The following is a 12,445-nucleotide window of genomic DNA, read 5'->3' on the forward strand; positions in this document are numbered from 1 at the left end:
CGGTGCCGGCCGTCCCGTCCTCGGCCACGGCCTTCGGCCCGTCGACATGCTGGGGCTTCGCCGCCAGGCGGCTCTCACCGGCGCCGGCCGCGGTGCCGGCCGCAGTGTCCTCGGCCACAGCCTTCGGCTCGCCGGACTGCTGGGGCTCCGCCGCCGGGCGGCTCTCGCCGACGCCGACCGCGGTGCCGGCCGTTCCGCTGATGGCTCCAAAAGAGTTTTCGTGAATCGCCGGCTTTAAGAGGTAGGAGTGGGTTTCCTCCACGTGGCGCTTGGCGAATGCGATTGCGTCATCGAGATCGTAGTATTGCCGCAGCTCAGCAAAGCTGGTGTAGTTGCCTACCTGAGCTACGTACCGACGGGTCAGGCCCAGCCATGCGAAATGGCAGCCAAAGAGGATGGGCTGGCGTGCGGGCTCGCTCGGCAGGAGGCTCGAGACGTCTGCTCCGGCATCGCCAGGATGATCCTGGCGGGAGGCGGGGATGTCATCGACCGGAGTCTCAACGGCCCCGTCGGGCGTAGCGAACTGGTCGCCGGGTTCCGCCGGACATTCTCCGTTCTCGAAAATTTCGGGGTCGTGGTCACCATCGCCATGGCGAATGTCGCTCACCGAACTCGCGGCGGCCTGTGCGCGGAAATGACGAAAGGGGCCGAGAGCATCAAGCGACCGCAATCCCGTCGCCTGGTTGAAGAAGTCTTTGAGATGATCATCATCGACTGCATTCCAGTCCTGATTGGCCAGCCGCCACACGGGGTAGCCCGACGTCGCCGAGAAGCTGCGCCGCTCGCCGGGCTCCATGACGCTGCTGATCCAAAGGCGATCCGCGCCGAAGATCGACGAGAGATATTCCTGCGCCAACGAGATGTCTTCCGGTTTGAGTTGCCCAACCCAGTGCGCGTGGAGATCGAAGGTCGCGCCACCTTCAAACGGGACCAGATGCCGCGCGACGAGAAGCGGCACGATGACCTGGCGTCGGTCCAGCTCCGCCACGGCCCGCTGCACGCAGTTGTTGAATGCTTTTTGAGCCAACCGGAGATTGGCGATCGGGCAGCGGCCATTCTCGTCTAGCAGCCTCTTGTCGCCATTCTTTTTCGCTTCTCCCAACGCGAGAGGCGGACGCAGCACGATGTGAACCACATTGTCCGGTTGATAGGCCTCATCGAAAGCCTCAATGTCCCGCTGAAGCCCAAAAGCTGAAACAGCGGCTTGCGTGTTGAACAGCTTGCTGTGACGCAGGGGGACGCCCCGCGGTTCCGTCAAGCTGCCCTCCGTCGCCAGATCGACCAAGAACACGGGCATCTGCCCTTTGTACGGATTCAGACCGTGGGCATGCAGACGAGCAGCCAGCTTGAAGTCATGACCAAAGCGCCGCGCGGTGGCGGCCGCGTCGGTGGGCGTTCTCAGGTATTCGCGATTCGGGAGCATATGAGTCCTCGTCGGATGGGGCGTGTCCGGGCTCCCGGACCTTCCGACGAGCAGGCCGCATCAGACGATGCGAAGAAGGCCGCCTCGTCCCGGTACCTGCTTGGGCAGATCACCGGGATCTCCATTCGACTAATCCGGACGCTTCCACGGCTCCGGAAAACCAGCACGGGGCATGGTTCGACCTTCGAGGGATTTCACGGCGGGTCGAACCGGTCAACGGCGATGGCATCCCACGGTTAACGCGCCGGTAACCACCTTGGCGTTCAGTCCATGCATCAAAGATAGCCAGCAGCCTCTTGGCACCCGTCCCGTTTTCAGACGAGACGGGCGTTCGACGTCGTTCGGATCAATACTCTGTTGGAAGCAAAATGGTCTTGTTGGTGCACCACAGTTCGATGCCCGGTTCTGGGAAGTCGGTGACCGGCACAGTTACGGTGAGGATGGTGCGGCCGTTGCCGTCCTCGCAAGAGAGCGCAGCGCCGCCGCCCTTAACATCGAGCCTCCAAACCTGAAATGCCTCCTCGCGCACCGCAGCGGCACTGCATTGAGCGAGAGCTATATAATCCAACAGCCAATACGCTCCGGCGCTGTCTGCCACATACTTTGCGCCGTCGGTATATAGGATAGTCGGGCTGACAGAATGGCGGTACCAATTGGCCGTACCGGTGAAATTGTGCAGGAATTCAAAATCTAAGGGCATATCGCCTCTCTTTGCTTTCGGGTTGCGCATGCAAACCGACTAGCCAAGCGGCAATGAGCGAGGGAAAGCCGTCACGGACGGAAACCGCGAGGCTGGAGCGGGCCGGAGCGTCAGCGACTACACGGCTCGCGCGTTTCCGCCCGAAGGGAGGCCTTGACGGCTTGGGGCGGCACGCCCGCGACGCGTGGGCCGTGCCCACGTCTGAAAAAGTGTGACCGCAGGAACGCCCTAGACCAATTTTTTAAGACTCAATTTCGAGAGCTTGCCAGATTTGCTTTCGCACTGAGGTATCTTGCTCATACTCAAATCGATGGCTGCTGCCATCCTCCGACAGTATAACTCGGCTCACGTTCTCCTTCTCTTCGTCCAGTCTGTAAGGGTACACCTCGAACCAAGCCACATCTGATAGACTCAAGGTTGGGAATGAGGCCGCCAAAACTCGCTTGGCCAAGCCCGGCCAAGAATTTGTGACGCTAGTCCCGCGATTTCCAGGCACCTCCATCAACGCGATCTGCAGGGTGCCGGTTGAAGAGAGAAGCGCTGCGGCGCGGCAAGAGGTCGGCACGTCATCATCGTCGCTGAAAATCAGTTCTAAGACTTTCGCCATGACCTCTAACCCGTTTTGCCGATATCCGATGACTGACGATCTTCGCCGTTTACCGCGATCATCTTGGAATGCTCTGAGACCGCTGCCCCCTGCGAAACCGCTGGTACGCGCCCCATTTGAATAGCCAAAAGTAGCGCTCTCGCCGTTCTTCCCGGCTTTGACCGTCCCTGTTCCCAGTCGCGAACCGATCCGCACGGAATCTCAAACATTTTGGCGAACTCTCGCTGTGACAGCCGTAGGCTTCTTCTGAGCGCGCGGACGTCAATTTCGGGCTCGAGTTTTGAAGTCTTGCGAGCAGATGTAGGCACCCTCAGCGCGCTGTCGACCAACCCACTGGGTTCTGCCTCGCCTCCAGATAAAGAGCCACCCTCGATGTTTCGGCGAAAAGCGGAAGCTGCCACAGTCGGTCTGGGCATGGCTCCGCGAAACACCTCCAGATTCAAGCCTGGAGGCAATTCAACAGATGCTAGGGCATGAAGCTCATCGGACCGCAACAACTTCGAACCGTACCGCAGGGCAATGCCATCCAGCGAGTGCCCCGCCTGCAGAGTGATGGTGCGCTCAGGTACCTGTCTCGATCTCATCCAGTCCTTGTAACTATGACGCAGAGAGTGGAAGACCAGCGCTCCTCCCATGTCGAGGCGGGCGAACAGACGCTGGAAGCGCTTCGAGGCCGCATGCGTTGGACGCTTGGCAGCGTGCAAATCGGGAAACAAATAGGCGTGTCCTGCCTCCCGCAAGCTGTCCACCCATCGGATAAATCCGAGGTCGCGCAGAGAATGATGGAGAGCAAAGAGTCTGAGGCTCTCGCTGGTCTTGATGGGCCGGTTCCGCGTCCCTTTGGCGTCCGAAATTTGGGTGGTGAGGTCTACGACGTCTACGTCGTGACGGCGTTTAATGTTATGAGGCTGCAAATTAACCAGCTCGCTCAGCCTCGCTCCCGTCAAGAATGCTAGAAGTGGGAGCCAGACGTCTTCAGGACGCTTGGTATCGGCGTGCTCAACGCAAGCTTTAAAGAGGGTGTTGAGTTGGGATGAATCGAGACCGAGCCGAACGGTGGGCGTACGGGCATCCTTCGGGATGAGCGTGTGACCATATTCGAACGGATACCGTACCTGGTGGTTTGCACAAAGCCAGCGGATGCAGGTCTTAATCTTGCCGACGTAGCCTACCTTGATCGTCGTGAAAGAGAGAGATCGTGCTCGGCGCGACTTGGACCGTCCCCTGTTCTCCTCGATTGCTTGGACCAGCGTTTTGCCGCGCCAATCCGGATCGACCGTGTGCCGCTCGGGAAGAAACTGCAGCCTGCCAGCAAACAGCGTCAAATCCGCTTCGTTGTAGGCCGATATCCGCTTGTCACCGACGATCTCCAGAAAGGCCTGCAATCGATGTTCAAAATAAGCTGGCTCGCTCGAATCGGAAGCCAACTGCGTCCGCTTCGCATCCAGGAATTCGCCCATGGCTTCGCTCAAGAACGGTCCCTGGTACAGCAATCGGTTAGTGATTTCGGCGGTGTTCTTCATAACGGCGCTGACTTCTGAGAGCGCGCGAGAGTTTGCTTCGTGAGCTGAACGAACCTCTTTTTCCGAGTTTGCCGCTTCGACTGTGATTCTATCGAGCTTCTGTTGCAACTCGTTGGTATATACGACCCCGGCGTCGTTTAGCTCCATGATGAACCGATCGCTCTGATAGGCGCGCTCAATTCTGTTCTGCAGATCAGAGAGCAGCAAATCGAAGTCTTCAACGAGAAGCTTCGCGAACGTTGACCACCCCGAGGTCGATTGTTCGAAAAGTCGCCTTTGGGATTCCAAAATTGCTGGCCGATCGATGGCACTTGCTTGGGCGCGGAGGCTGTCGAGGGTTGAGAACTCCTCAGTTAATCGTTTGAGCCGCTCCATTTCGACCGAAAAGCCTTCTTGGAAACGCTGGCGCGTTGCCTTGTGGATCGCGAGGAGGTCTTCGTCCTTCTCAACGCCGTGTGCGTTTCGCGCACTCAGGACCATCGTCCGCGCGCCTGCCCTATATCGACGCAAAACGCTCATCCACTGCTCCGCTAACCCCGTGAGATGGCGAGCATATCCGGAGGCCTGTCGGCGGTTCTGGGCAGGGAGACGGACGCGAAAGGGGGTCGCGCCTAAGACCCATTGCAGTTCCTTAGGAGGCCTGAGTTGGAAAAACCAAGTGCCGCCGCGAAGCCATAGATACGACGCCATGTGTACGCCACCGTGTACGCTAGAGGTGGCGATCCTAAAATTTCGTCAACGATTCAATGGCTTGGGACTGGCGGAGAGAGTGGGATTCGAACCCACGGTACGGTTTCCCGCACACACGCTTTCCAAGCGTGCGCCTTAAGCCACTCGGCCATCTCTCCGGAGCGCCCTCTCTTGAAGGGGCGCCGGCGATTTTGCAAGGGATCGCGGGTAAATCCGATGAATTTTCCGCAACATATTGTATTTACAGCATAAAAACTCACATCGCCGTGACTTCGGGAGCCCCTTTGGGCTGAACCCATCACGGGTTTGGCGCGACGATTCACCTGAAGACGCCAGACATGACCGGGGACGCCATGACCATCCGCAACACCCTCGCCGCCCTTTGCCTGATTTCGGCCCTTGGTGCTGCCTTTACCGGGCCTGCGAAGGCGCAGGCCTGCAGCAGGCTGGGCGTCGATGTGACCTGCGACGACGGGCGGCGCGGGGTGCTCGCTGGCGATACCATCCTATGGCCGGATGGGACCCGCTCCAGCTCCACGCCGCACCAGAGCATCATCATCGGCAACAAGAGCTCCGTGCATGTCGGGCCCGGCGTGTTTGTCGGCCAGGGCAAGGGCGTGGTGCCGATGGACGATCCGAACGCGCCGAACAAGCGGCAATGCGCGATCCTGGACGGCGTGTCGTATTGCTATTGAGGGCGCACCTCTCCCGGCGAGGGAGAGGCAGAGAGAGGTTAGATCAGCCGCACACCTGAGATCGCCGATTTCAGCCAGCGCAGCGCCTGCGGCGGTTGTGCCGCGAGTGGAGCTGCCGCGACTTTCTCGGTGCGGCACTTCTCCAGCTCGGCAACGAAATCCGACGACCATTGCTGGATGGTGTGACCCCGCAATTTCTTCATCATCGCGTCCCAGCGCATCTTGCGCTCGGTGAGCGGCATCGCTGCGGCGACCGCGATCGCGCGCGCCATGCCGTCGATGTCGTGCGGATTGACCAGCAGCGCGGTGTCGAGCTCGTTGGCCGCGCCGGCGAATTTCGACAGCACCAGCACCCCGGGATCGGCCGGGTTCTGCGCGGCGACATATTCCTTGGCGACGAGGTTCATGCCGTCATGCAGCGGCGTCACCACGCCGACCTGCGCAGTGCGGTAGAGGCCGGCGAGCACGGCCTGGCTAAAACCCTTGTTCAGATAGCGGATCGGCGTCCAGTCGACCTCACCATGGCGACCGTTGACGTCAGTGACGAGGCGGGCGACTTCGTTCTGGAGATTGCCATAGGCTTCGATGCCGCCGCGCGACGGATTGGCGATCTGGAGCAGCGAGATGCTGCGCGCGAATTGCGGCTGCTCGGTCCAGAGCCGGTCGAACGCGCAGATACGGTTGACGAGCCCCTTGGAATAGTCGAGCCGGTCGACGCCGATCGCGAGCCGCTCGCCATTGAGGCTGCGGCGCAGGCGCGAGACATCCGGATGCGAGGCTGATTTCGCGGCATAGGCAGCGAACTTCTCCGCGTCAATGCCGATCGGAAACACCTGGCAGCGCGTGCGGCCGTATTGCGAGAGCACGACGCCGTCCTCGATGATGAGGCCGAGCTCGCTGCCGGCATAGCTAAGAAAATTCTGGCAATCACTCTCGGTCTGGAAACCGAGCAGATCATAGGCCAGCATCGTCGTGATCAGCTCACGATGATTGGGCACGCCCTGCATCACCGCGACGACCGGCCAAGGCGTGTGCAGGAAGAAGCCGATGGGATCATCGACGCCGAGATCCCGCAGCTCCGCGCCGAGCGCGAGGAAATGATAATCCTGCACCCAGAACGCCGTCTTGTTTTTGCGGAAGCGCATCAGCGCGCGCGCCATGAAGGCGTTGACCTCGCGATAGCTGACATAGTCGTCGCGCGAGACGCGGATCAGATCGCTGCGCGAGTGCAGCGCCGGCCACAAGGCCGAATTGGCGAAGCCTTCGTAGTAGCCGCCATAATGCGCCGCCGGCAGATCCAGCGTTGCGATCGCGCCCGTGCCCAGCGCCTCGATCTCGGCGAACGGCTCCTTCTGATGGCCATCACGCACGCGGCCGGAGGAGCCAACCCAGATAGCACCCGAATGCTCGACAACGGGAAGCAGCGCCGCTGCGAGGCCGCCCGTCATGGGTTCGTTGGGTTTGCCGCGCGCAACTCGATTTGAAACGACAACTAAGTTCACAGGTCGTCCCCTCCTGTTCATTCCACCCCGTTTAACTGCCGTTCATCAATATGGTTCCTGTCATCATTTCTACGAAATGAAACCAAAGTCAGGCGTGCGCGTTGGAACCTGTTTCCTTCGAGGGAACCCGACGATTTCATTCGAGAAAGATTGGTTTCGCACGGCCGGAAGAGACGCGCGCAGGTGCACTGCACGCGTGAAAATATGGCTATGAGATGACCGCGCCTTATTCCGACCTTGTGTCGTCAAGCAGCCGCGCAAGGAACGCACGTACGTCGTTCGGCGCATCGAAATGGCCGTTGACGCCCTTGGCACGACGGCCCACCGAGAAGGAGAGCCCGTTCATGTCGGGCATGATGGCGAAGACGGTTTCATCGGTGACGTCGTCGCCGATGAAGATCGGACGACGTCCCCTGAACGGCTCATGCTTCATCAGCTCGCGCACGCCGGTCGCCTTGGTGAACCCGGAATGCTTGATCTCGCAGACGAACTTGCCGGGCAGCACCTCGATCGGCGCATTGGGCAGATCGGCGCGGATCAGCGAGACGGCTTCGTAAATCGCCTTCTCCGCATGCGGCGCGAGGCGATAATGCAGCGCCAGCGAATAGCCCTTGTCCTCAAGCAGAATGCCGGGGCTGAGCTTTGCGATCGCAGCCAGGCGCCGCTTCAGCTCCTTGTCCATCGGCGGCGCGTGCACGTCGTCGGCCTCGTTGTCCACCGACAGCCGCATCTCCGCGCCGTGACCGGCGACCGCGCGAAACACATCGGGCGCGAAGATGAGGTCGATGTCGTTGAGCGAGCGGCCGCTGACCATGGCCAGGGCGCCGGACGTGCGCTCCGTCAGGCGAGTCAGCGTCTCCGAAAGGCCCGGCGGCACCCATACCTCGCGCGGCGTCGGCATCAGATCGAGCAGCGTTCCGTCGATGTCGAGCAGAATCGCGGTCTCGTCGAGATGCGGAACGAGCGCATGCGGCACAGGCACGGCATCGGGCGCTTCTTCGTCAGGCATGGCGGGCTTCTGGTCCGGTTCAGCGAGTTCGGATTTCATCAGTCTACTCCATGGAAGCGAGCGGCCGCGCGATTTGTTCGAGCGATTTGCGCTCTGCCGAGATGGCATAGCGCCATGCCACAATTGCGGCCGCGATCATCAGGACGGACCCCAGCAGATAGCCGGCGAACACGCTGTTGCGTGATCCCGTATCGATCAGCGCGCCGAACAGCGCAGGACCAATCACACCGCCGATGCCGGTGCCCACCGCATAGAACACCGCAATTGCCAATGCGCGGACCTCCAGCGGGAAGGTTTCGCTGACGGTGAGATAGGCCGCGCTCGCCGCGGGTGAAGCAAAGAAGAAGATCACCATCCAGGCGATGGTCTGCCCCTGCGCGCTCAACGCGCCGATCGAGAACAGATAGCCCGATAGCGCGAGCAAGAGGCCCGAGACGCCATAGGTGAACATGATCATGGCGCGACGGCCGAGCGTGTCGAACAGACGGCCGAGCAGAAGCGGGCCGAGGAAATTGCCGGCCGCGAATGGCAGCAGGTACCAGCCGACGTGATCGGCGCTGATGCCGTAGAAATCAGTCAGCACCAGCGCGAAAGTGAAGAAGATCGCGTTGTAGAAGAAGGCCTGCGCGACCATCAGCACCAGGCCAACCAGCGCGCGCTGGCGGTAGGTGCCGAACAGCGTCTGCGCGACTTCGCGGATCGGGGTGTGATCGCGCATCTTGAGCCGCATCTTGGGAAAACTCTCGCGGTCCGCCTCCTGATCATGCCCGAGCACCGAGCGCTCGATGTCGTCGACGATCTCGTGCGCCTGGTCGGGGCGGCCATGGATCATCAGCCAGCGCGGGCTTTCCGGGATCCACATCCGCATCAACAGCACGACGAGGCCGATGGTCGCGCCGATGAGATAGGCTAGACGCCAACCGATATCGGGGCCGATCGCGGCGGGATCGAGCAGCACGATGGCCGCGACGGCCCCCATCGCCGCCCCGATCCAGAAGCTGCCGTTGATGACCAGGTCAGTCCAGCCGCGATAGCGCGCGGGCACCAGCTCTTGAATGGTCGAGTTGATCGCGGTGTATTCGCCGCCGATGCCGGCACCGGTCAGGAAGCGGAACAGCGCGTAGCTGGCAATATCCCAAGACAGCGCAGTCGCCGCGGTCGCAGAAAGATAGAGCGCGAGCGTGATGAAGAACAGTTTCTTGCGGCCGATGCGGTCGGTCAGCCAGCCGAAGCCGAGCGCACCGAGCACGGCGCCGGCGAGGTAGGCGGAATTGGCGATTCCGAGATCGAGATTGGAGAAGCGCAGCGTCGGGCTCTGCTTCAGCGCACCCGAAAGCGCTCCCGCGAGCGTCACTTCGAGCCCGTCGAGAATCCAGGTGATGCCGAGCGCCAGCACGACACGGGTGTGGAAGCCGCTCCAGGGCAACGCATCGAGCCGCGCGGGAATGCTGGTCTCGACGATGCGATCGGTTGCGACCGCCGCCGAGACTGCAGGTCCATCATTCAGCGCTGCGCTCTGCTGCAATTCCATGGGGTTGCTGGGTCTGGGGGTGCGGCATTTCGCTTGCCACCTGCGACAACGTCGGCGCCATCCGCCGGTTCCCCTGGGAACGCCGGCGAATGCCGACCGTTTCCGCTGCAGCCGCAAGGAGTTGACGCATGGCTCAGGTCAGAAAGACGACACATTCGCGCAAAACGACGGCAAGCAAGAACACCAGCACGCGGCGTAGCGCCGCCCGCAAAGGCACAAAACGCGCCGCGCCAAAGCGCTGGTCGCAGCGTGTGACGAAGGAGAGCGACGCGCTCGATCTCAAACGCGGCGTGTTCAAACTCACCAGCCCCCGTAAGATCGCAGCCTCGCTGAAACGCTCGGCCGAGCACAGCGCGCGCCGCAAGACCGGCGCTTATCGCTCCGCGCTGTCGATGCTGACGTTCTACATCAACCGCGCCGGCAAGACCTTGCCGAAGATTCAGCGTGAGCGGCTGGAGAAGGCGAAGGTGGAGCTGAAGCGGGCGTTCGGGAGGGAATGAGGCGCGCCGCCCCTTACCCCGCTGTCGTCCGGACAGCGCGCGCTTGAGGCGCGCTCGTCCGGGACGACGGCGGAGCATGAAGCGACAGGCGGGTCCTACGCTGCCCGGATATTCGCCATGAACCGATCGAGCTCGGCGCGCAGGCGGGTGCTTTCGCTCGACAGCGTCTTCGCCGAGTTCAGAACCTCCTCCGAGGCTGAACCGGTTTCGGCCGCGCCGCGGTTGACCTGGCCGATGTCGGTCGCGGCGGTCTGGGTGCCCTGGGCGACGTTCTGGACGCTGCGGGCGATCTCCTGGGTTGCGGCGCCCTGCTCTTCCACTGCACTGGCAATCGAGGTCGAGATCGACGATATCTTGCCGATGGTGGCACCGATCTCCTTGATCGCCGCGACCGACTCGGCCGTCGCGCCCTGCATGCCCGCGATGTGCGAGGAGATCTCGTCGGTGGCCTTCGCGGTCTGGCTCGCCAGCGATTTCACTTCGCTCGCGACCACCGCAAAGCCGCGGCCGGCTTCCCCGGCGCGCGCCGCCTCGATGGTCGCGTTCAGCGCCAGAAGATTGGTCTGCTCGGCAATCGCGGTGATCAGCTTGACCACCTCGCCGATCTGCTGCGCCGCATGCGAGAGTTTTCCGATGCGGCCATCGGTTTCCTTGGCCTGCACCACGGCGGCCTCGGCAATGCGGCTGGAATCGCGGACCTGGCGGCCGATCTCCTCGACCGAAGCCGACAGCTCTTCGGTCGCGGTCGCGACCGACTGCATGTTGCTCGAGGCCTGCTCGGAGACGCCGGCGACCTGGCTCGACAAGGTCTGTGTCGTCTCGGCGGTGCGGGTCAGCGTGGATGCGGACGATTCAAGCTGCACGGCGGACGCCGAAACGTTGGACACGATCGCCCCAACAGCGCTTTCAAAATCGTCGGCAAAGCGGATCAGCTCCGCGCGGCGGCTTGCGGCCTGCTCCCTGTTCTGGGCTTCGCTGGCGGCGGCATCGCGCTCGGCCTTGGCAACGGCCTGGAGCTTGAACTCCTCGACCGCGCCGGCCATCTCGCCGATCTCGTCCTTGCGCCCGAGGCCGGGCAGCACCACGTCGAAATTGCCCGAGGCAAGCTCACGCATCGCCTTGCACATCGCGATCATCGGCCGCGAGATGCCGTTGCCGAGCATCAGCGCCAGCGCCGCACCGATGGCAAGTCCGCCCAGCGCCAGCATCAGCATCAGCTGCTCGGTTTCCCCGATCGTCGTATTCGCACCCGCCTCGATGCGCTGCTGATCGGCCGACAGGTCCGAGCGCAATTCGCCCGAGAGCTTGAGGATGGACGCTGCCGTCTTGGTCATCTCGGCATTCGACTTGGCGATGACCTTCACGTTCTCCGACAGCTTAGCGAAGGATGCGCGGTATTGCTTCAGCAAATTGCCGATCTCGGTGACACGGTCGGTGATCTTCTGGTCGTTGGCGTAGATCGAGACCAGCAGCGTCTCCAGGAACTTGATGCGGGCGACGACCCCGTCGGCGGTCTTCGGATCCGGCTTGGCGACGAAGGCGCTGACCGACGTGGACACCGCGAGATATTGCGAAGTGATGTCCTTGGCGGTGGTCTGCACCGACGCGAGCCCGGCAAGCGCCGCGGTATCGGCAAGATCGTCGAACTTGAAGCGGATCTTGTTGCCGACGGCGTTCAGCTCATCGGCCGCGATCTTGTTGTTGGCGCGGGTCAGCGTGATGATCTCGCCGAAGACCTTTGTGAAGCGCTGGAACTCGGCCTCGAGCTTGCCGATCTCCTCGCGGCGCGCCGCGCCAGATGTGGCGGACATCGACTTGGCGATCGCCGCCTTCAGATTCTCTTCGGCCGCCTTGGCCGCGGTTTCGTCATCCGCCGCACCGGTCAGCGTGTACGCCCGGGTCAGGCCCTGATAGCTGACCAATTCGCGGTCGATGGTCCGTGCCAGGTCTGCTTCGGCCACGCTGGTCCGGTAGGAGGCGACGGCGCCAGCGATTCGCTCGAAGCCGAAATAGCCGAACACCATGCTGGCCGCGAGGATGGCCAGCACCGCCACGAAGCCGAGGATGATCTTTGCGCGAAAGCGCAAGGTGAAGAGCCTCAAAGAGCTCGGCTTCGACTTGACCGACATTCCCCCACCCCATTCCATTCGCGGAAAACCAGGCGCTGTCCGGCAGCAGCCCGCTCCCCGACTCGCATGCACGGTAAATGGCAAAGGATAAGCCGCGGTAAATTTGCCACACCGCAACTTGCGGTGAGCTGTCGCG

10 protein-coding genes and 1 tRNA gene are annotated in these 12,445 nt (G+C 62.1%); 2 read left to right on the forward strand and 9 right to left on the reverse strand.

Going from position 1 to position 12,445, the window contains the following annotated elements:
* From XH98_RS19080 to XH98_RS19100, 5 genes are all read right to left on the reverse strand, one after another.
* A partial coding sequence (locus XH98_RS19080; RefSeq protein WP_271619562.1) for a hypothetical protein occupies positions 1 to 1,423 on the reverse strand: 1,423 nt, incomplete at its 3' end.
* Between the two features lie 346 nt (positions 1,424 to 1,769).
* On the reverse strand, positions 1,770 to 2,153 hold the full coding sequence (locus XH98_RS19085; RefSeq protein WP_271619563.1) for a DUF6876 family protein: 384 nt from the start codon (positions 2,151 to 2,153) through the stop codon (positions 1,770 to 1,772).
* Positions 2,154 to 2,364: 211 nt separating this feature from the next.
* Positions 2,365 to 2,730, reverse strand: a complete 366-nt coding sequence (locus XH98_RS19090) for a hypothetical protein (RefSeq protein ID WP_271619564.1) — start codon at positions 2,728 to 2,730, stop codon at positions 2,365 to 2,367.
* Positions 2,731 to 2,735: 5 nt separating this feature from the next.
* Positions 2,736 to 4,772, reverse strand: coding sequence for a tyrosine-type recombinase/integrase (locus XH98_RS19095; RefSeq protein WP_271619565.1), 2,037 nt, complete (start codon positions 4,770 to 4,772; stop codon positions 2,736 to 2,738).
* A gap of 239 nt (positions 4,773 to 5,011) precedes the next feature.
* Positions 5,012 to 5,101: transfer RNA gene (locus tag XH98_RS19100), tRNA-Ser, on the reverse strand.
* A 195-nt stretch (positions 5,102 to 5,296) separates the two neighbouring features.
* Between XH98_RS19100 and XH98_RS19105 the strand changes: the two genes are divergently transcribed.
* Positions 5,297 to 5,638 carry a hypothetical protein gene (locus XH98_RS19105; protein WP_271603341.1) on the forward strand — a complete coding sequence of 114 codons (342 nt, stop codon included), beginning with the start codon at positions 5,297 to 5,299 and terminating at the stop codon, positions 5,636 to 5,638.
* 38 nt (positions 5,639 to 5,676) lie between these two features.
* On the opposite strand, the gene XH98_RS19110 is transcribed toward XH98_RS19105, so the two are convergent.
* The 3 genes from XH98_RS19110 to XH98_RS19120 form a co-directional block, all read right to left on the reverse strand.
* Positions 5,677 to 7,140, reverse strand: coding sequence for a trehalose-6-phosphate synthase (locus XH98_RS19110; protein ID WP_271619566.1), 1,464 nt, complete (start codon positions 7,138 to 7,140; stop codon positions 5,677 to 5,679).
* A 226-nt stretch (positions 7,141 to 7,366) separates the two neighbouring features.
* Entirely contained in the window at positions 7,367 to 8,188 is an 822-nt protein-coding gene (gene otsB / locus XH98_RS19115) for a trehalose-phosphatase (RefSeq protein ID WP_271603339.1), read from the reverse strand.
* A 4-nt stretch (positions 8,189 to 8,192) separates the two neighbouring features.
* A complete protein-coding gene (locus tag XH98_RS19120; RefSeq protein WP_271603338.1) occupies positions 8,193 to 9,680 on the reverse strand; it encodes an MFS transporter in 1,488 nt (495 codons plus the stop codon).
* Between the two features lie 128 nt (positions 9,681 to 9,808).
* On the opposite strand from XH98_RS19120, the gene XH98_RS19125 reads away from it, so the two are divergent.
* Positions 9,809 to 10,180, forward strand: a complete 372-nt coding sequence (locus XH98_RS19125) for a DUF3175 domain-containing protein (RefSeq protein WP_271619567.1) — start codon at positions 9,809 to 9,811, stop codon at positions 10,178 to 10,180.
* A gap of 95 nt (positions 10,181 to 10,275) precedes the next feature.
* On the opposite strand, the gene XH98_RS19130 is transcribed toward XH98_RS19125, so the two are convergent.
* Positions 10,276 to 12,309, reverse strand: a complete 2,034-nt coding sequence (locus XH98_RS19130) for a methyl-accepting chemotaxis protein (RefSeq protein ID WP_271619568.1) — start codon at positions 12,307 to 12,309, stop codon at positions 10,276 to 10,278.
* Between the last annotated feature and the right edge of the window lie 136 nt (positions 12,310 to 12,445).

Source organism: Bradyrhizobium sp. CCBAU 51745, assembly GCF_028128715.1.
Classification (GTDB): domain Bacteria; phylum Pseudomonadota; class Alphaproteobacteria; order Rhizobiales; family Xanthobacteraceae; genus Bradyrhizobium; species Bradyrhizobium manausense.